The sequence below is a fragment of the Halomonas sp. HP20-15 genome (assembly GCF_033446685.1).
GTDB lineage: Bacteria > Pseudomonadota > Gammaproteobacteria > Pseudomonadales > Halomonadaceae > Modicisalibacter.
Window position 1 is genome coordinate 237,582 of sequence record NZ_JAWQLY010000007.1, and the last position, 20,467, is coordinate 258,048.

The 20,467-nt window shown below is 59.2% G+C and carries 17 protein-coding genes; all 17 read left to right on the plus strand.

Translation table 11 applies throughout. The features are described 5' to 3' along the window. The first annotated feature begins 391 nt into the window (after nt 1-391). The 17 genes from R6258_RS11540 (at nt 392) to kdgD (R6258_RS11620) (ending at nt 20,460) form a co-directional block, all read left to right on the plus strand. Entirely contained in the window at nt 392-1,963 is a 1,572-nt protein-coding gene (locus R6258_RS11540) for a Re/Si-specific NAD(P)(+) transhydrogenase subunit alpha (RefSeq protein WP_318450372.1), read from the plus strand. 16 nt (nt 1,964-1,979) lie between these two features. Then, on the plus strand, nt 1,980-3,422 hold the full coding sequence (locus tag R6258_RS11545; RefSeq protein ID WP_318450374.1) for an NAD(P)(+) transhydrogenase (Re/Si-specific) subunit beta: 1,443 nt from the start codon (nt 1,980-1,982) through the stop codon (nt 3,420-3,422). Between the two features lie 123 nt (nt 3,423-3,545). Further along, nucleotides 3,546-4,607: an NAD(P)H-dependent glycerol-3-phosphate dehydrogenase gene (locus tag R6258_RS11550; RefSeq protein ID WP_318450376.1), complete on the plus strand. Its 1,062-nt coding sequence runs from the start codon at nt 3,546-3,548 to the stop codon at nt 4,605-4,607. Beyond that, nucleotides 4,604-5,089: a phosphohistidine phosphatase SixA gene (gene sixA, locus R6258_RS11555; RefSeq protein ID WP_318450378.1), complete on the plus strand. Its 486-nt coding sequence runs from the start codon at nt 4,604-4,606 to the stop codon at nt 5,087-5,089. The genes R6258_RS11550 and sixA overlap by 4 nt, the downstream gene beginning before the upstream one ends. A 24-nt stretch (nt 5,090-5,113) precedes the next feature. Then, on the plus strand, nt 5,114-5,425 hold the full coding sequence (locus R6258_RS11560; RefSeq protein WP_318450380.1) for an antibiotic biosynthesis monooxygenase: 312 nt from the start codon (nt 5,114-5,116) through the stop codon (nt 5,423-5,425). A 271-nt stretch (nt 5,426-5,696) separates the two neighbouring features. Beyond that, nucleotides 5,697-6,614 (plus strand): 5-dehydro-4-deoxyglucarate dehydratase, encoded by a 918-nt coding sequence (gene kdgD, locus R6258_RS11565; protein WP_318450382.1) that lies wholly within the window; start codon nt 5,697-5,699, stop codon nt 6,612-6,614. A 123-nt stretch (nt 6,615-6,737) separates the two neighbouring features. After that, entirely contained in the window at nt 6,738-7,793 is a 1,056-nt protein-coding gene (locus tag R6258_RS11570) for an ABC transporter substrate-binding protein (RefSeq protein ID WP_318450384.1), read from the plus strand. Between the two features lie 71 nt (nt 7,794-7,864). Further along, nucleotides 7,865-8,308 (plus strand): tripartite tricarboxylate transporter TctB family protein, encoded by a 444-nt coding sequence (locus tag R6258_RS11575; RefSeq protein ID WP_318450386.1) that lies wholly within the window; start codon nt 7,865-7,867, stop codon nt 8,306-8,308. Between the two features lie 16 nt (nt 8,309-8,324). After that, a complete protein-coding gene (locus tag R6258_RS11580) occupies nt 8,325-9,833 on the plus strand; it encodes a tripartite tricarboxylate transporter permease (RefSeq protein WP_318450388.1) in 1,509 nt (502 codons plus the stop codon). A gap of 41 nt (nt 9,834-9,874) precedes the next feature. Further along, a complete protein-coding gene (gene garD, locus R6258_RS11585; RefSeq protein WP_318450390.1) occupies nt 9,875-11,440 on the plus strand; it encodes a galactarate dehydratase in 1,566 nt (521 codons plus the stop codon). 45 nt (nt 11,441-11,485) lie between these two features. After that, on the plus strand, nt 11,486-12,811 hold the full coding sequence (locus R6258_RS11590; protein WP_318450392.1) for an enolase C-terminal domain-like protein: 1,326 nt from the start codon (nt 11,486-11,488) through the stop codon (nt 12,809-12,811). Nucleotides 12,812-12,866: 55 nt separating this feature from the next. After that, nucleotides 12,867-13,622: a FadR/GntR family transcriptional regulator gene (locus R6258_RS11595; protein WP_318450394.1), complete on the plus strand. Its 756-nt coding sequence runs from the start codon at nt 12,867-12,869 to the stop codon at nt 13,620-13,622. 55 nt (nt 13,623-13,677) lie between these two features. Next, nucleotides 13,678-15,252, plus strand: coding sequence for an aldehyde dehydrogenase (NADP(+)) (locus R6258_RS11600; RefSeq protein ID WP_318450396.1), 1,575 nt, complete (start codon nt 13,678-13,680; stop codon nt 15,250-15,252). Nucleotides 15,253-16,147: 895 nt separating this feature from the next. After that, the gene (locus R6258_RS11605) at nt 16,148-17,128 is read left to right on the plus strand and encodes a tripartite tricarboxylate transporter substrate binding protein (protein ID WP_318450398.1); all 981 of its coding nucleotides are present in this window, start codon (nt 16,148-16,150) and stop codon (nt 17,126-17,128) included. Nucleotides 17,129-17,202: 74 nt separating this feature from the next. Continuing rightward, on the plus strand, nt 17,203-17,751 hold the full coding sequence (locus R6258_RS11610) for a tripartite tricarboxylate transporter TctB family protein (protein ID WP_318450400.1): 549 nt from the start codon (nt 17,203-17,205) through the stop codon (nt 17,749-17,751). Then, a complete protein-coding gene (locus R6258_RS11615; protein ID WP_318450402.1) occupies nt 17,649-19,280 on the plus strand; it encodes a tripartite tricarboxylate transporter permease in 1,632 nt (543 codons plus the stop codon). The genes R6258_RS11610 and R6258_RS11615 overlap by 103 nt, the downstream gene beginning before the upstream one ends. Nucleotides 19,281-19,542: 262 nt before the next feature. Then, nucleotides 19,543-20,460: a 5-dehydro-4-deoxyglucarate dehydratase gene (gene kdgD / locus R6258_RS11620; protein WP_318450404.1), complete on the plus strand. Its 918-nt coding sequence runs from the start codon at nt 19,543-19,545 to the stop codon at nt 20,458-20,460. The last annotated feature ends 7 nt before the right edge of the window (nt 20,461-20,467 follow it).

Sequence of the window (20,467 nt, forward strand, 5' to 3'; positions counted from 1 at the left end):
GTCGTAGCGTTTCACTCGCACCCGACCCGCAAAAATAACGAATTGCTTATGGCATTTATAACCCAAAGGCGAGGTCTGGTTTTTTTGAAAAATCTATTCGAATCATTGTCTTAGACATTGATGAACACATAAGTGGCGCGTTATGACGTGCATAAGTGCATGATTATGATTAGTTTTTTATAACGATTCATTGATCTTTGCAGGGCTTTGCGAAGAGACTGAATAGCTAGGCTGCGATAAACAAGCTAACCGCTTGCCGTTTTCCATTGTCTTTTATGTCATCGAAATCGTTTTGGAATTCCTGGCCGATCCAAGGAGTGAGACGAATGTGGACTGAACCTACGAATGTAGCCATGAACCGCAGTGCGCGCCGTCAGGCGGGAGGTCTGTCGTGAAGATCGGAGCACCCAAGGAACGCGCCGCGGGCGAGGCGCGCGTCGCCCTGACCCCCGAAAGCGCGCAGCATATTCAGAAGCTCGGGCATGAATGCCTGGTGGAATCCGGCGCCGGTGCGGCGGCGGGCTTCAGTGACGATGCCTATCGCGAAGCGGGCGTCAGTGTGGTCGATGGCGCCGAAGCGCTGTGGAACGAGGCCGAGATCGTCATCAAGGTGCGCGAGCCCTCCGAGGAAGAGGCCGGTCGCCTGCGTGAAGGCCAGACCCTGATCTCGTTCTTCTGGCCGGCCCAGAACGAGGAGATGCTCGAACGCTGCAAGGCCAAGGGCGCCAGCGTGATCGCCATGGACATGGTGCCGCGCATCTCGCGGGCGCAGAAGATGGATGCCCTGTCGAGTACCGCCAATATCGCCGGCTATCGCGCGGTGATCGAGGCGGGCAACCAGTTCGGGCGGTTCTTCACCGGCCAGGTGACCGCCGCCGGCAAGGTGCCGCCGGCCAAGGTGCTGATCGTCGGTGCCGGGGTGGCCGGGCTCGCCGCCATCGGTACCGCCACCAGCCTCGGTGCGGTGGTTCGCGCCTTCGACGTGCGTCCCGAAGTGGCCGAGCAGATCGAGTCGATGGGCGCCGAATTCCTGTTTCTCGATTTCGACGAGAGCCAGGACGGTTCCGAAAGCGGCGGCTATGCGGCGCCGTCGAGCCCCGAGTTCCGCGAGAAGCAGCTGGCGCTGTTTCGCGAACAGGCCCCCGAGGTGGATATCGTCATCACCACCGCGCTGATTCCCGGCAGGCCCGCGCCGAAGCTGTGGCTCGAGGACATGGTCGCGGCGATGAAGCCCGGCTCGGTGATCGTCGACCTGGCCGCCGAGAAGGGCGGCAACTGCGATCTGACCGTGCCCGATCAGCGCATCGTCACCGACAACGGGGTGATCGTCGTTGGCTATACCGACTTCCCGTCGCGCATGGCAACCCAGGCCTCGTTGCTCTATGCCACCAATGTCCGCCACATGCTCACCGATCTCACGCCGGAGAAGGACGGCAAGGTCGTTCACGACATGGAGGATGACGTCATTCGCGGCGCCACGGTGACCCACGAAGGGGAAATCACCTTCCCGCCACCGCCGCCCAAGGTCAAGGCGATCGGCGCCTCCAAGCCCAAACCCAAGGAGAAGGAGCCGACGCCCGAGGAGAAGAAGGCCGCCGAGCATGCGGCTTTCAAGGCCCAGACCACGCGCCAGGTGGGCATGCTCGCGGTGGGCGGTGCCTTGATGCTGCTGTTGGGCCAGGTCGCACCGGCCTCGTTCATGCAACATTTCATCGTCTTCGCGCTGGCCTGCTTCGTCGGCTTCCAGGTGATCTGGAGCGTCAGCCACTCCCTGCACACCCCGCTGATGGCGGTGACCAATGCCATTTCCGGCATCATCATCCTCGGCGCGGTGCTGCAGCTCGGTTCCGGTAACTGGCTGGTCGGCCTGCTTGCGGGAATCTCGGTGCTGATCGCATCCATCAATATCGTGGGTGGCTTCCTGGTGACACGCCGGATGCTGGCCATGTTCCAGAAATCCTGAGCCGCGGAGACACACAATGTTGGGTCATGAATTCGTTACGGCCGCGGCAATTGCGGCAAGTGTACTGTTCATCCTCTCGCTGGGCGGATTGAGCAATCAGGAAAAGGCCAAGCGGGCCGTGTGGTACGGCATCGTCGGCATGGCCGTGGCGGTCTTCTTCACCATGTTCGGCCCCGGCGTGGGCGGCTACTGGCTGATGATTCCGATGATGATCATCGGCGCGGCCATCGGCGCTGTGGTGGCCAAGCGGGTGGAGATGACGCAGATGCCGCAACTGGTCGCGGCGCTGCACTCCTTCGTCGGTCTGGCGGCGGTCTTCGTCGGCTGGAATGCCGACATGGAGCGCACCCGGGTAATGGCCCTGCGTGCCGCGGGCGAGTCGCTGGACGGCCTGTCGGCCTTCGCCGCCACGCTGGCCTCCAAGACGCCGGCTGAGCTTACCTTCCTGCAGGTCGAAGTGGTGCTGGGGGTGTTCATCGGCGCGGTGACTTTCACCGGCTCGATCATCGCCTTCGGCAAGCTGGCCGGCAAGGTCGACGGCAAGGCGCGTCAGTATCCCGGGGGCCACTGGCTGAATGCCGGCGCGGCGGCCCTGGCGTTGTTGCTGGCGATCGCCTACCTCAACGGCGCCGGTTTCTGGACGCTGCTGCTGTTGGCGCTGCTGGCATTCTTCATCGGCTGGCATCTGATCATGGGCATCGGCGGCGCCGACATGCCGGTGGTGGTGTCGATGCTCAACAGCTATTCCGGCTGGGCGGCGGCGGCGATCGGTTTCACCCTGTCCAACGATCTGCTGATCGTGACCGGGGCGTTGGTGGGCTCCTCCGGTGCCATCCTCTCGTACATCATGTGCAAGGCGATGAACCGCAACTTCATCAACGTGATTCTCGGCGGCTTCGGGGCCAAGCAGAGCGAGGCCGCTGAGATCGAGGGCGAGCAGGTGGCGATCGACTCCAATGGGGTGGCCAGCGCACTGAACGATGCCGACAGCGTGATCATCGTGCCCGGCTACGGCATGGCGGTGGCCCAGGCGCAGAATGCGGTCAGCGACCTGGTGCGCAAGCTGCGCGGCGCCGGCAAGCAGGTGCGCTTCGGCATCCATCCGGTGGCGGGTCGCCTGCCCGGGCACATGAACGTGCTGCTCGCCGAGGCCAGGGTGCCCTACGATATCGTCATGGAGATGGATGAGATCAACGACGACTTCGCCGAGACCGACGTGGTGATCGTTATCGGCTCCAATGACATCGTCAATCCGGCCGCCCAGGAGGACCCCAACAGTCCCATCGCCGGCATGCCGGTACTGAAGGTCTGGGAGGCCAAGCAGGTGTTCGTCTGCAAGCGCGGCCAGGGAACCGGTTACTCGGGTATCGAGAACCCGCTGTTCTTCAAGGAGAACACGCGGATGCTCTATGGCGATGCCCGTTCCAGCATCGATGCGCTGGTGCCGTTGATCGAGTGAACGTTGCCCGGGCGGTCGCCGATAACCGGCCGGCCCGGGATGCTTCGCCCAAGCGTATACAACGCCCCGAACGGGGCGTTTTTCGTTACACTGGGCGGGTCTTTCACCGTCAATGGATGGACCATGAGCGACGAGCGACTTCAGGTGGCCGTGCTGGGCGGCGGCAGTTTCGGTACGGCCTTGGCGAGCATCGCCGCCGACAATGGCGCCGCCGTGAACCAGTGGCTGCGCGACGATGAGCAGGTGGCGGCGATCAATCGCGACCACCGCAACCCGCGTTATCTTCCCGACTTTGCCATCAATCCAGGGGTCGTCGCCTCGAGCGATCTGCGCGCGGTAATCGAAGGCGCGAGCCTGGTGTTCGTGGCGATCCCCTCCAAGGCGTTTCTCTCGGTGGTGCGCCAGGCGAGTCGCTGGCTGCAGGATGGGCAAATTCTCGTCAGTACCACCAAGGGCATCCAGGCCGATGGCTTCAAGCTGATGAGCCAGATCCTCGAGGAGGAGACCGGTTCGGTGCATATCGGTGTGCTCTCGGGCCCCAACCTGGCCTCGGAAATCGCCCAGAAGCAACTGACCGCGACGGTGATCGCCAGCGACGATGCGCTGACCCGGGCCAGGGTCCAGAATGCGCTGGGCTGCGATTACTTCCGCGTCTATGCCAGCAACGACCGCTACGGCGTCGAGCTCGGCGGCGCGCTCAAGAACATCTATGCCATCGCCGCCGGCATGGCCGCGGCACTGGGCATGGGCGAGAACACGCGCAGCATGCTGATGACCCGGGCGCTCGCCGAGATGAGCCGCTTCGCCGTCGCGCTGGGTGCCAATCCGATGACCTTCCTCGGCCTGGCCGGCGTGGGCGATCTGATCGTGACCTGTTCGTCGAACCTGTCGCGCAACTACCGCGTGGGACAGGCGCTCGGCGAGGGCAAGACGCTCGACGAGGCGGTCGAGGCGCTGGGCCAGGTCGCCGAGGGGGTCAACACGGTGAGCCTGGTGCGCGGCAAGGCCCACGAGGAGGGTATCTACATGCCACTCTGCGAAGGGCTCTATCAGGTTCTTTTCAACCGGGTGCCGGCCCGTGACATGGCCAAGCTGCTGATGCAGGGCGAGCAGAGCAGCGACGTGGAGTTCACCCTGGCGCGCGAAGAGGTCGTGCAGGCCAAGCGGCGCGAGGAGGGCCCATGAGGCAATCGCTATGGATCATGCGCCATGGCCAGGCGGCCGCCGGTCGACCGGACGAGGGGCGCGAGCTAACCGCGCAGGGTCGCGAGGAGGTCGCTCTGATGGCGGACTGGCTCGCGCGCTCGCTGACCCCGTCCCAGGCGGTCGAGCTGCGCATCGCGGCGAGCCCATATCTGCGCGCGCAGCAGACGGCGAGCATCGTCGCCGATCGGCTCGACAAGCGCGTCGAGACGCTGTCGTCGATCACCCCGGACGACTCGGTGGAGGCGGTAATCGACTGGTTGCAGGCCAGCCGGGCCGCTTGGCTGCTGGTCAGCCATATGCCGCTGGTGGGCAGCCTGACCGGCCGCCTGGTGGATCGGGACCCTCGCAGCCAGCTGCCGATGCCCACGGCGGCCATCGCCGCGCTCGAAGCAGACGTCTGGGCTGCGGGTTGTGCCGAGCTGTGCACGTTTCGCCATCCCGCCGATTTCGCTGGCCAGTAGGCTGGCCAATGTCGAGGAGCCATCATGGGCCGATACATAGTCAACAACCGCATTTACGTCAATCCGGGCTACGAAGAACTTTTCGAGGCCCGCTTCGCGGCGCGCGCCGGGCAGATCGACAAGCAGCCCGGCTTCGTCGCGATGCGCGTCCTGCGACCGGTGGGCAGCCATGCGCCCTATGTAGTGGAAACCGAGTGGCAGAGCCACGAGGCCTTTCGCGCCTGGGTGGGTAGCGACGATTTCAAGCAGGCGCATGCCAATCCCTTGCCCGACGATGCCACCCGCGAAGGCGGCGGCATCGAGCAGTTCGACGTCGTCATCGCCGTCCAGGCTTGATCTTTAATCCAGGGCAGCGCTGCGGCCCTGGCCCCCTGCGCTGGGTATTTTCCCTTCTGGCCGCTTGTCGGTCCTCCCTGAACTTATCGTTATAGACTTTGGTTTAGTCGACCATGGTCGCTGTTGCCTTGCTCTCTCCGGCTGCCTACCTTTGGCACTTGTATGATGTATGACAAGCAGGTGGCGAAGCGCGTTCGTTCACAATTCCCTGCTGTCCCTTACCCGCTTCATTGGTCTCAACGCCTCCGCGGCCCGAGCAAGAGGAACGATCGTGAATTTTTCTAGAAACGATGTCATGAAAGCGGTTGGCGATGGCCTGCTTTCGTTTCCCATCACCGACTTCGACGCCAGCGGCAACTTCGATTCCGAGAGCTACCGCAAGCGCCTCGAATGGTTCGTCAGTCATGACATCTCCGCCGTGTTCGTAGCCGGCGGTACCGGCGAGTTCTTCAACCTGACGCTGGACGAGTATCGCGAGATCGTTTCCCTGGCCGTCGAGGCGGTGGGCGGCAAGCTGCCGGTCATCGCCAGCGCCGGCCTGAGTATCGGCGCCGGTCAGGCCTATGCCAAGGCCGCCGAGGAGGCGGGGGCCGACGGCATCCTGCTGATGCCGCCGTACCTGACCGAGTGCCCGCAGGACGGCCTGGTGGAGTATGCAAAACAGATTTGCGATTCGACGACCATCAACGTCATCTATTACAACCGCGGCAATGGCGTGCTCGAGGCCGGTGCTGTGCAGAGACTCGCCGATGCCTGCCCGAATCTGATCGGCCTGAAGGATGGCAAGGGCGACCTCCAACTGCTCAACAGGATCGTCAAGACGGTCGGCGATCGCCTGGTCTACGTGGGTGGCGTGCCCACTGCGGAGATCTTCGCCGAGGCATATCTGTCCATTGGCGTGAATACCTATTCCTCGGCGGTCTTCAATTTCGTGCCGGAGATGGCGGTCAAGTTCTATCGTGCGCTGCGTGCCGGTGATGGCGAGACCGTCAAAAGGATCACCAATGAATTCTTCATTCCCTTCGTCAACCTGCGCGACCACAAGAAGGGCTATGCGGTCAGCCTGGTCAAGGCAGGGGCAGATATCATCGGAAGGCCGGCTGGAAATGTCCGTGCACCGCTGACCATGCCGACCTCGGAAGAGCGAAATGTATTGGAGAAGCTCATCGGTGCAGCCAACGATCTATAAGAGCTTTGGCCGGGTTCGCTAAAGCGACGAAAAGTGAGCCCGGCTATTGAAGAGAGGTCTGGCCCAAGGGCAGTACAATTAACAAGGCCTCGTACACGCCAAGCCTAAATAAAGGAAGATCCTATGAAAATCATGACAACTCATCTTAGGAAGCTTGTCTGCGCTGTAGCGATTGCCGGAACTGCAGGGGCCTCAATGACGAGCTTCGCTGCAGATTGCCCGATCCCCAGCAACTTGCGTGTCGTTATTGGTTCCACCTCAACAGGTGGTGATACCTACCAGAACTCCAGTATTGTTGCGGACCATTTGGCCGAGAAGCTGGATATCAATGCCAAGGTAGACGCCGTTGGTGCCATGGCGGGGTTCCGTGCGCTGGATCGGAGCCGCAATGGCAACACCGTCATGATCTTTCATGATCAGTCCTATTTGGGCAACCTTTATGGCGTGAATGGCTATGACAATATTTTTGAGAAATATACAGTAGGCCCGACAGTCGCGATTAATCCGGGTAACGCCTACTTGGTGCCTAAGGACTCACCTTACCAGACTATCGATGACGTCATTGCGGCAGCTGGCGAAGGTAAGGAAGTCCGCGTTGCCATACAGCCCGGCGGTGTATCGGAGATTGGATTCAGCGCGCTGAAGAATGCGGTGAAAATGAAATATCCGGGCAAGGAAAGCAATGTCGTTGCGGTGAACACGGGGTCGCAAGCTGACAAGAATCAGTTGCTCTTTGATGGGCTCGCTGATGTTATCAATGGTTCGGTGCAGGCGAACGAACAGTACACTCGATTGCCATCGGATGATCAAAAGGCGATGCGCTTCGTCTGGCTGACGGCCCGGAACGATACGATCAAGCAGACCAGTGAGGAGGGAATGGGAAAGACCTCCCAGAAAGAGCTTCTCCAGTATGTCAATCCCAATGTGACCGTGCCCCAGAACGAGTCGGAGAATTTTACCTTCGATAAGGAATTCTTCTTCCTCTACAACAAGGATATGGACCCCAAGATCGTTAGCTGTATCGACAATGCACTCAAAGAGGTTTACGCAGAAGGGGAAATCCAGAAGGAACAGAAAAAATCTTTCTTCATTCCTAATTTCAAGCCATCCAGTGAAGCTCAGGAGTATCTTAAGGATAAGCGCGACCAGTACGCGGAGATAATCAAAAACATCAAGTGACCCCGGTTTGCCGGTGCAGAAGGCTGCACCGGCAGCTTGCTTGTTAACGTGCTTGTATGTGAGAGGCTTATATGGAAAGCCAGTTTCTTTCGCTATTGGATGTAAACATAGCATTCGATCAGTCTCACCTGTTTTTTCCGAGGCTGGTGACATATGTATTGCTTGGACTGCTTGCCATTATACTGATCAGCAAATCAAAGAAGATTTACCCGGCATTGAGACAGGCAGGACGTGCCGTGCTGTATGCAGAGAATGGCTTCGATAGACTGCGTTTTTTCGGCACACTTGTTCTGATAATAGCGTATTTCTATATGATGTCTGTCGTGGGGGATGTATTTCCTAACACAGGGTACGGGTTCCTGTTCGTGTCCATTCCCTTCATATTCCTGCTGGCAACCCTCTATGTAGAAATAAAATCGCGACGGAATATGCTGATCATTGCCATCAATGCTGTTGTTGCTCCAGTTTTGGCGTGGTATGTCCTCTCCCAGCTATTCAGAATCACACTCCCCTGACGGCAGAGTAAAAATTATGGAATTTCTGTCTAACTTGACTCCTATGTTTTTCCTGTTAATAGTTGCCGGGGCACTGATTGGTGTGATCTTCGGAGCTATTCCTGGTATGACGGCAACGATGGCAGTTGCCGTATGCCTTCCGCTGACCTATGCGCTTGACCTCAATAGCGGCCTGGCACTACTGCTGGGCTTGTACGTGGGTGGTATCTCGGGCGGCATGGTACCAGCTGTCTTATTGAATATTCCTGGTACGCCATCCTCCATAACCACCACGTTCGATGGTTATCCTATGGCGAAAAAAGGGGAGGGCGAGCGAGCACTTAAGGTCTGCATCGTAGCTTCCTTGTTTGGCGGGTTGTTTAGCGCCGGCGTGCTCTTTTACTTTGCCCCGGTGCTGGCTGACTTTGCTATAAAATTTTCGTACGTAGAAAAATTCCTGATCATTTTTTTGGCGCTAACAGTTATAGCTTCTCTGACTAAAAATATGCTGATGGGTATTTTTAGTGGAGTGCTAGGTGTCTGGCTTAGCCTGATAGGGACGTATGAGATTACCAATGGCGGTAACGGAGAAACCCGCCTGATGTTCGATTTTATGGAATACTATTTGGTCAGTGGTTTCTCACTGCTTCCTGTGCTGATTGGCATATTCGGGATCACTACTATCTTTCAGGATGCTGAAAAGGGCTTCAAGGGAGAGGCTGCAAGCCCAACCATCAAGCTTGCCAAGGGACCACGATTTTCTCTCCGCATTTTCAAAGGTCAGCTTACCAACTTAGTGCGCTCGTCCTCTATCGGTACCTTCGTAGGTATGCTGCCAGGTGTCGGTGGTAGCGCAGCTTCGGTGCTGGCCTATACGCAAGAAAAGAATTTCTCTAAAGATTCAAGCCAAATGGGAAAAGGTGCCCCTCAAGGCCTTGTTGCTTCTGAATCATCTAATAATGCGTTAACGGGTGGTGCCTTGGTACCTCTGCTTTCCCTCGGTATCCCGGGCGACTCGACCACGGCAATCCTGATTGGCGCGTTTACATTGCAAGGCATCCAGGTTGGCCCGTTGTTTATCGGCGATAATATTGATACATGGTATACGATGATTATTGCCCTGGTCGTGGCTAATTTCGTGATGTTCGGCATCATGTTCTTTGCAATAAAATATATCGCCAAGGTCATTGAGGTGCCAAAGCATATTCTGTACCCGATTATCGTCATGATGTGTGTAGTCGGTGCCTATGCTATAAATTACGGCATCATGTTCGATGTCTGGACGCTTTTGATTTTTGGCCTCTTTGGTTATGTGGCATGCAAAATCGGCATTGAGCTTGTTCCCCTTATCATTGGGTTCATTCTAGGCGGATCGGCAGAGGTCTATTTTGTTAAAAGCATTGAGTCGTATGGCAACCTTTCCATCTTTTTTACCAAAAGCCCAATAGCTGTGTTTCTCTGGTTTCTTATATTTATTTCAGTGGCTTTTTCAATATTTATAAGGGTTAAGGCTCGTCGCTCTGATAGTTTGGTCTCTACTAGCTAAAATGGAATGATGCCTGCCTAAACGGTCTCGGAGAAAACGCTATGACAAAGAAGCCAGACAATCAAATTATCAAGGTCCATGACAAGGATAACGTCGCTATCATTGTGCAGCGTGGCGGCCTCTCTGCAGGTACTCAGCTGAATAATGGCATTGTGCTAAAGGTAGCTATTCCTCAGGGGCACAAGGTTGCCTTGGCCGATATCGGCGAAGGTGAGGTCATTGTCCGGTATGGAGAGGTCATCGGCACGGCAACATGCGACATCTCCTGCGGTGGGCATGTCAACGAGACCAATGTGAAGTTGCCCCAAGCTCCTGCACTCAAGGATATGCCGCTGGCTACTCGTGCGGTGCCCGAAAGGGAGCCTCTCGAAGGCTATACCTTCGAAGGGTTTCGTAATTCTGATGGCTCGGTTGGCACCAAGAACGTACTAGGCATTACCACCAGTGTGCAATGCGTAGCCGGCACGACCGACTACGTCGTCCGGCGCATAAAGAGTGAGCTGCTGCCCAGGTATCCCAACGTCGACGATGTCGTGGCGCTCAATCACAGCTATGGATGCGGTGTGGCTATCAACGCACCTGCTGCAATCGTACCCATACGGACATTGAAGAACATCGCACTGAACCCGAACTTCGGCGGCGAAGTCATGGTCATCGGGCTGGGCTGTGAAAAGCTGCAGCCGTCGGCTCTGTTATCCGACCAGCCGGTAAGGATCTACGAGAATACCGAGGCTGCGGATCCCGAGGCGAACGTCCTGAGCCTGCAGGACGAGAGCTTTTCCGGCTTCGAAGACATGGTCAACGGCATTTTGGCCATGGCGGAACGCCACCTCGAGAAGCTGAATCGTCGACAGCGTGAAACCTGCCCCGCCTCGGAGCTGGTCGTGGGGATGCAGTGTGGCGGAAGCGATGCCTTTTCCGGCGTGACCGCCAATCCCGCCGTAGGTTTTGCCACTGACCTAATCGTGCGTGCCGGTGGCAGCGTCATGTTTTCCGAAGTCACGGAGGTGCGCGATGCCATCCATCTGTTGACCCCGCGTGCCGTTAGCAAGGAGGTCGGGCAGGCCTTGCTTGATCAGATGGCCTGGTATGACAGCTACCTCGAGCAGGGGCAGGCGGATCGAAGCGCCAACCCTTCGCCCGGCAACAAGCGCGGCGGTTTGAGTAATGTTGTGGAAAAGGCGCTGGGCTCGATCATCAAGTCGGGAAATAGCCCGATCGTGGACGTCATCGGCCCCGGAGAACGGATTCGTAAGCGGGGCCTGACGTTCGCCGCCACGCCGGCCAGCGATTTCATTTGCGGCACGCTGCAACTTGCCGCTGGGATGAACCTGCAGGTCTTCACGACGGGACGGGGCACGCCGTACGGCTTGCCCATGGTGCCTATCATCAAGATGGCGACCAATACCGCACTCAGTCAGCGCTGGCACGACATCATCGACCTTGATGCGGGACGCATCGCCACGGGGCAAGCCAGCATCGAGGATGTCGGCTGGGAGCTATTCCACCTGATTCTGGACGTGGCCAGTGGCAGGAAGCTTGTGGCGGCCGATCGTCTGGGCCTACACAACGACCTCGTGCTGTTCAATCCGGCGCCAGTCACCTGAGTTTTATCATTCTTCAATCATTAAATGTATTCAGGACCCAAGACCATGTCCCCAACCGTCAAAAGCATGCGCGTAGTGCCGGTCGCCGGCTACGATAGTTTCCTGCTCAACTTAAGCGGTGGGCACGCGCCCTGGTTCGTGCGCTGCGTACTGATCCTGGAAGACAGCGCCGGCAACCGGGGCGTGGGTGAGATCCCTTCCAGCGAGGGCATTATCAAGGGTCTGGAGCAGTGCCGCTCTCTGGTGGACGGCTCGGCCGTCAACGACATCAAGCGCACTCTCAACCGCTGCCGTCTGTTGCTGGCCGGTAACGGTCGCGAAGAGCGCGGCCGCCAGACCTTCGATCTACGGGTCGGGGTGCATGTGTTGACGGCCATCGAGTCGGCGCTGTTCGATCTGTTCGGCCAGGCCATGGGCATGCCGGTGGCGGACCTGCTGGGCCAGTTCGGTCGCCAGCGCGACGAAGTCGAGGCGCTGGGTTACTTGTTTCTTCTCGGCGATCCGGACAAGACCGACCTGCCGTATCCCAAGGCGGTGAATCCCCGCGATGCCTGGGACGAGGTGCGCTGTCGCGAGGCGCTGACGCCCGAGGCCGTCGCCAACCTGGCCAAGGCGGCGTTTGATCGCTACGGCTTCAAGGATTTCAAGCTCAAGGGTGGCGTGTTGCGCGGCGAGGAGGAAGCCGACTGCATCCGGGCGTTGCACGAGGCGTTCCCCGAGGCGCGGTTGACACTCGACCCCAATGGCGCCTGGAAGCTGGACGAGGCGGTGCGCGTGCTGACGCCGATCCGCGATCTGCTGAGCTACGCCGAAGACCCGTGCGGCCAGGAGGATAGCTACTCCGGACGCGAGACCATGGCCGAGTTCAAGAAACGCACCGGCCTGCCCACGGCGACCAACATGATCGCTACCGACTTCAAGCAACTGCAATACGCGGTGCAGCTCAATGCCGTGGACATTCCGCTGGCCGATTGTCACTTCTGGACCATGCAGGGCGCCGTTGCGGTCGGTGAATTATGCAACGAGTGGGGCATGACATGGGGCTCGCACAGCAACAACCACTTCGATGTCTCGCTGGCGATGATGACCCACGTGGCCGCGGCCTGCCCGGGCGAGATCACCGCCATCGATACCCACTGGATCTGGCAGGATGGGCAGCGCATCACCAAGGAGCCGTTCCAGATTCGCGACGGCAAGCTGCGTGTGCCCGACGCACCCGGCCTGGGCATCGAGCTGGACATGGAGCAGCTCGAAGCGGCCCATGCGCTCTACAAGAGCCTCGATGTCACTCAGCGCAACGACGCCATGGCCATGCAGTACCTGATTCCAGGTTGGGCCTTCGATCCCAAGCAACCCACCATGGTGCGCTGATCGAATCCACGCTCCATGAATCACCATGCTAGGCAAGCCATAAAGGAAGGGAGTCATGGCAGGCAAGCCCCCAGCGCTGGATAACCTGGCACCGCTGAACGTTCGGCAGGTTCCACGCAAGGGCAGTTTGTCACTCCACGTGGCCGACCAGCTGGAAGCGCTGATCAGTGCCGGCAGCATTCCGGTCGGCCAGAAATTGCCTGGCGAGAACGGGCTTTGCGACTCCTTCGGGATCAGCCGTACGGTGATTCGCGAGGCAATCGCACATCTCAAGTCGCGCGGCCTGGTGACTACCCGTCGCGGTGTCGGTACGAGAGTGGTGCGTAGGACTGCACTCGACCCCATGCCGGCGGAAAGGATTCACCCGACCACGGTCGAGGACATCCTTCACGTTCTCGAATTGCGTATGGCGATAGAACCGGCCGTGGCCGCCCTTGCGGCCACACGTCACGCTAGCGAGGACCGGCGACGCCTCCAAGTGACGCATGCGTCCTTTATTGACGCGTGTAATGAAGGGTCTCAGGCACGGGAGGAAGATTATGCCTTCCATCGCGCGATCGCAGAGGCAACCGGCAACCCCTGTTTTACTATGTTTTATGAACAGCTACGCCATTGTGTAATTCCACGCGCCAATCTCATCGATGATGAAATCAACCCTGCCGCGACAGGTAAGTACCTGTCCCGGGTCGAAGGAGAGCATACCGATATCATCGAAGCGATCTTGGCTCGCGACCCTCAGGCGGCGCACGAAAGGATGCATCAGCATCTCAACCGCGCCAGGATCATGTATGCGAAGTTCCAGAATGCCTGATCCGACAGGCCTGGGTGCTACAGGACGCTGACATGCTCGATAACAGGAGGAAGCCATGACACTGGAAGGTAAATCACTCATCGGTCAACAGGCCGTCGCCGGCACCGAAGCCGCTTTTCACGCCATCAATCCGGCCACCGGCGAGCAGCTCGAGCCGGCTTATGCCGGAGGCGGCGGCGCCGAAGTCGACAAGGCCTGCCAGCTCGCCTGGGACGCCTTCGATATCTACCGCGAGTCCTCACTCGAGGACCGCGCGGTATTCCTCGAGACCGTGGCCAGCGAGATCGAGGCTCTCGGCGACGGCCTGATCCAGCGGGCGGTGGCCGAGACCGGCCTGCCCCAGGGACGCATCGAGGGCGAACGTGACCGCACCTGCGGCCAGCTGCGTCTGTTCGCCAGTGTGGTGCGTGCCGGCGAGTGGCTCGATGTACGCATCGACCCGGCGCTGCCCGAGCGTGCGCCGATGCCCCGCGCCGACCTGCGTCAACGCCACATCGCGCTGGGCCCGGTGGCGGTGTTCGGCGCCAGTAACTTCCCGCTGGCGTTCTCCGTGGCTGGCGGCGACACCGCCTCGGCACTCGCCGCGGGGTGCCCGGTGGTTGTCAAAGGCCATCCCGCGCACCCCGGCACCAGCGAGCTGGTGGGTCGCGCGGTGCAGACGGCGGTCGCCAAGTGCAACCTGCCGGAAGGCGTGTTTTCACTGCTGTTCGGCGCGGGCACTGAAATCGGCGGTGCCTTGGTCGCCGACCCTCGGATCAGGGCCGTGGGCTTTACCGGCTCGCGTGGCGGCGGTACCGCGCTGATGAGTATCGCCCAGCAACGCAAGGAGCCAATCCCGGTCTACGCCGAGATGAGCTCGATCAACCCGGTGTTCCCGTTACCGGCGGCGCTCAAGGCGCGCGGCGAGACGCTGGCCGAGGGCTTCGTGGCCTCGCTCAACATGGGGGCCGGGCAGTTCTGCACCAGCCCGGGCCTGGTAATCGCCGAGAAGGGCGAGGCACTGGACGCTTTCGTGTCCAAGGCCGGCGACGTGCTCAAGCAGAGCGCATCGCAGACCATGCTCACTCCGGGCATCTATGAGGCCTACCAGCAGGGCGTGGGCCGGCTCTCCGGTCACGACAGGGTGCGCGAAGTGGCGCGTGGCAAGACCGGCGAGACGCCCAATCAGTGCCAGTCGGCGCTGTTCGTCACCAGTGCCGCTGACTTCCTCGCCGAGGAGACGCTGCAGGATGAGGTGTTCGGCTCCTCCTCGCTGGTCATCGAGTGCGCCGACACGACGGAAGTGAAGCAGGTCGCCGAGCACCTCGAAGGCCAGCTCACCGTCACGCTGCAGATGGACGACGCCGATCTCGACGCGGCGCGGGCGCTGCTGCCGACGCTGGAGCGCAAGGCGGGGCGCATCCTGGTCAACGGCTGGCCGACCGGGGTCGAGGTGTGCCATGCCATGGTTCACGGCGGACCGTACCCGGCGACCTCCGACAGCCGCACCACCTCTGTGGGCAGCGCGGCGATCTTCCGTTTCCTGCGCCCGGTGTGCTACCAGGCGCTGCCGGAGGGACTGTTGCCCGAGCCGCTCAAGGAGCGCAATCCGCTGGGGCTCAAGCGCCTCGTCGATGGCAACCGCGAGTAACTTCAAAATAGCTAGTGATCGTAACCTCATGGCGGCCTACGGGTCGCTTTTTTTGCCGTGGCAGCGGTTGCTGCGCCGGATGCCGTGAACCACTGGAGCCAGGTGCGATCTGCAACCGCAGGTGGCCGACGAGCCGGCCGGCTCGCGAATCGGCTGGCGACCAGCACCATTTGACATCCATGACCGGGAGGAAGTACGCGATGGCAACCGAGCTACCCTCATCGACCGCATCGGCTCAGCGCCCCCAACCCAGGGTCTCCTGGCTGGCTGGCTGGCTGGCGGCGCGGCGACTGGCTCGCATCTTCTGCCCCGAAGACTTCGAGCCGGCGGTCAGACGGTACCTGCCGCGGCCTCCGTCAGCGCACTTAAGTTATAAGTTTATTGGCACAATTAAGTGAGATATCCATTCATTAAAGCTTGGGAGTGTATCTCTACATGTTGGATAGCGTGCATTGCACGGAGTGCTGGAATTGTCGCGCCAGTAGCAAGCTGAGCAATGATTGGGTGACTAATAAAATAAACGCCAACCAGCTGGTTTTTTTCGGAGTCACTATGCTTTGGTCTTATCAACTATAGTTGATGTTGCTTTGGCCTCGGCTAAACTCTACTTTCGTTTGTATGATGTATGACAACAAGGAGCGGCGCCGAGTTCTACGAGAATTACCTGTTGCCCATGTGTCGGCGGGGCGGTGAGGTTTCCTCCCGATATGCTCACGATACCAGGGGTGGAGCGTCTTAATAGGCTCATCGATAAGGCCCAAGCTCTATGAAGCTAGAGCTTGAGGTCGCAGCGCCTTTCTCGGCACGTAGTCGAGCAAGAATCCAGGATCATTCACTAGTCATTAACAAGCCTTCCGACCGGGCGATCAACAAATGACCAACTAAGAGGTACACAATGAAATTCAAAAAGACACTCATGGGGATCGCTTGCCTGACGACGCTTGCAGTCAATGCCGCCTACGCCGATTTTCCCAATCGCGACATCCGCGTCATCGTTCCCGCGGCTGCGGGCGGTGGCACTGATGCGATCGTCCGCAAGATCTCCAACATTGCCGAAGAGTCGCTTCCCGTCTCGATGTACGTCGAGAACGTCGAGGGGGGGATGACGGCAACCGGCCTGCTTCAACTTATGAAAGCGCGCCCAGATGGGCAGACCGTCGCCGCGATCACCTACGACAGCATCATCACGATTCCGTGGAAGAACATGCTGCCCGGTTTCAACATGGACAAGATGCGCATGATCGCTCGCATCACCAGCGAAGCCGACGCGATCACCGTGCCGGAAAGCTCCCCCTACAAGACGCTGGATGACCTGATCGCTGCCGCCAAGAAGGATCCCGGCAGCATTCGCGTCGGTATTCAAAACATGGGCGCCAGGACGCACCTGACGGTGCTGCAACTCCAGGAACTGACCGACACCAAGTTCAAGATAGTTTCCTACGACAACAGCGCGGCTTCACAAAAGGAAGCCTTGCTCAACGGTGAAGTCGATGCCGTCGTCACCAGCCTGGGTGACCTGGCGCCGTTGATCGAATCTGGCCAAGCTCGTGGACTGGTCGAATTCTCTGATACCCAGAACGAAGGCTTCCCCAACGTGCCGCCGGTAACCGAGACCGATACCGGCCTCGATCTGCAGATGGGCAGCTTCATTGTCATGGTGGCGCCGGCGCGTACTCCGGACGACGTGATCGAGAAGCTGGAAACCACATATCACAAGGCTTACGAGAGCGATGAATTTCAGCAGTGGCTGAAGAAGATCGGCGTTACTCCGGCCTGGCTGGGTGCCGACGACGTGACCCAGTGGGCGAATGACACTCAGCAGCAGCTTTTCAGCACCATGGACGGTCTGGTCGAACAGGGCGTGCTGGAGAAATAAATCACTGACGTTCGGTCTATCCACACTGCGCCATGCCATCCGCATGGCGCAGCGCTGTTACTCCAGGTGCCTCTATGACATCTAAGCCATCATTTAAACAGTCGTTCCGACGCTCTGCCTTGAGTGGTGAATTCATCGTGCCGGCGGCGCTTTCGATCATCACTCTCATCTATCTGATTTCGGCGATCCAGCTTGGTCCGCCGATGAGCGCCGGCAACATGACCGCGTCCTTCTTTCCCATCGCGACCGCCATCGTCATGCTGATCGCGCTGATCTGCGCCATGGCCCATGCATTGCGCGATAAGGCCAAGGCACCTACGGAGAAGACTGTCGCCGATATCGAAAGCAGTGATGAAAGCGCGCCCAGCAGACAGTATGCCGGCCTTTCTCCCGGGGCGATCGGCGTCATCATACTGACGGCAGGATACCTGCTGACGTTCGATATGATCGGCTATTTCGTCTCGACATTTGCCTACGTGCTGCTGTTGAGCGGCTTGTTCGGTGGTGGGTTCAGGGACAAATGGCTGACCAAGCTGTTGGCCGCCATCGTCATCACCATTGCTGGCTACCTGCTGTTCGAGGTCGCCTTCCAGGTCCGCCTGCCCACACTCTGGAGTCAATGATCATGGACTCGATCTCTGGACTGCTGGGTGGTTTCGCTGCCCTTGCCAACCCCGAAACTCTGCTCTACATGGTCGGCGGTTTCTTGATCGGTACCTTCTTCGGGGCGGTACCGGGCCTCACTTCGGTGCTGGCCATCGCTCTTCTACTACCGCTTACCTACAGCCTCGACGTGACGACGGCGCTGGTAGCCTGCGCCAGCATCTTCATGGCAGGCATGTGCAGCGGCAGTATCACCGCCACGACCATCAATATCCCCGGAGCCCCGTCATCGATGATGACCGCGCTGGAGGGCTATCCGATGCAGCAGCGCGGCGAGGGTGCCAAGGCGCTCGGGCATGCCGCGCTGGGCTCGATGATCGGCGGCTCCCTGGGGGCACTGCTGCTGATGGTCGTGGCGCCTTTGGCGGCCGACGTAGCCTTATTGATCCGCACGCCCGGAAAGTTCTCGCTGATCGCCTTTGCCCTGATCGTGATCATCATTTCCCAGCACGGATCGATCACCAAAGGCATGATTGCCACCTTGCTCGGCGTCATGATTGCCAGCGTTGGCATCGATGTGGTGCAGCCGCTGGCCCGCTTCACCTTCGGTACCAGCGTGCTGGTTCAGGGCATCGACATGATGCCGCTGATCATCGGCACTTTCGCCATCAGCGAGCTTCTGGTGCAAGCCGATAGCCGTAGTAGCCGAACCGTCGACCCCAGCCTGATCCAGGCCGCCAAGGTGCGTCGTCGCGATTTCATCCCGCCCCTGTCGGAAGTTCGGGAAATCGGAGTGATGCGTTATCTAAAAAGCGCGGTCATCGGCTATGCGGTCGGCATTTTGCCCGGTGCCGGCGGTTCCATGGCGGCTTTCGTCTCCTACGCGGAATCGATGCGCTCCTCCAAGCATCCGGAGCGCTACGGAAAAGGGAATCCGGAAGGTATCGCGGCGGCGGAATGCGCCAATAACTCGATGTGTGGCGGCGCTTTCGTTCCCATGCTGACGTTCGGTATCCCCGGCGATCCGACGACCGCGATCGTTCTCGGTGTGCTGGTCATAAACGGTCTGCAGCCCGGCCCGCAGTTCATGACCCAGCAGCTCGATCTGATCGCGCCAATGTTCGCCTCGCTGTTCGTCAGCGCGCTGATCCTGATTCCGTTGACGCTCTACCTGCTCGGACCCTACTTTCTCAAGATCGTGTCGATTCGTCGCGACGTGCTCTACTCGAGCATCGCCATCGTGGCATTGGTCGGCAGTTACGTAGCCACCTATTCCACTTTCCAGATGGCGCTGGCACTGGTTTTCGGTGTGCTGGCCTACTTTCTGCGCAAGCAGAAGTATCCCACCGTCTGCCTGCTGCTTGGTTTCGTGCTCGGCCCGAGCCTCGAGGAGTATTGCCGTCGAGCGCTCTCCATCAGTGACGGCAACCCGCTGGTCTTCTTAACGAGTATGGATAGCCTGTTCTTCATCGCCCTGACTGTGGTGTTCTTCTACTTCATGGTGATTCGCAAGCCCAAGAATAGCGGCCTAGGCGCTCCGCCAGGCTGAGCCACCCCGACCGAACGCCGCAACCATTATTCGCGCGGTTGCGGCGGCTTCGTATCCATCAAATAGACTCGATACATATAGCGGTTACCCTTTAGTTGTATCAACTAACGTTGGTATTGAACCGAGCAAAGATAGGTTCTATTTTATTTGTATGATGTATGACAAGTTAGCGAGAAACGCGCATTCATTAGCGAATCCTGCCGTCTATTTACTCGCTATGACGCTGTCACGCCATTTCGGGCTTTGAGCAAGAGGAACGAACGTGAATTTTTCAAGAGAGGATGTCATCAAGGCAATCGGCGATGGTCTGTTGTCCTTTCCCGTCACCGACTTCGATAGCCGAGGGGCGTTCGATCGCGACAGCTACCGCCAGCGTCTCGAATGGTTCGTCAGTCATGATATCTCCGCCGTGTTCGTGGCCGGCGGTACCGGTGAGTTCTTCAACCTGACGCTGGACGAGTATCGCGAGGTCGTTGCCGCCGCCGTCTCCACCGTAGGCGGCAAGGTACCGGTCATCGCCAGCGCCGGCCTGAGCGTCGGCGCCGGGCAGGCCTATGCCAAGGCCGCCGAGGAGGCGGGGGCCGACGGTATCCTGCTGATGCCGCCGTACCTGACCGAGTGCCCGCAGGACGGCCTGGTCGACTATGCGCAGCAGATCTGCGATTCGACCTCGATCAACGTCATCTACTACAACCGCGGCAATGGCTTGCTCGAAGCGTCGGCGGTCAAGCACCTGGCCGAGACTTGCCCCAATCTGATCGGTCTGAAGGATGGCAAGGGTGACATCCAGGCGCTCAACAAGATCGTCAAGACCGTGGGCGATCGGCTGGTGTACATCGGCGGCGTGCCCACCGCCGAGATCTTTGCCGAGGCGTATCTCTCCATCGGCGTCAATACTTACTCTTCGGCGGTGTTCAATTTCGTGCCGGAGATGGCACTGAAGTTCTATCGGGAACTCAGAAAAGGCAATAAGGAGGTGGTGCGGGAAATTACTCAGAAGTTCTTTATCCCCTTCATTGAACTTCGCGATAACAAGAAGGGTTATGCAGTAAGCCTGATCAAGGAAGGCGCCGATATCATCGGTAAGCCCGCCGGAAACGTACGCTCACCGCTTGTCATGCCGACCTCGGCAGAGCGTCAACAACTCGAAAGTCTGGTCGAAACTGCCCGTCAGCTATAACGACAAA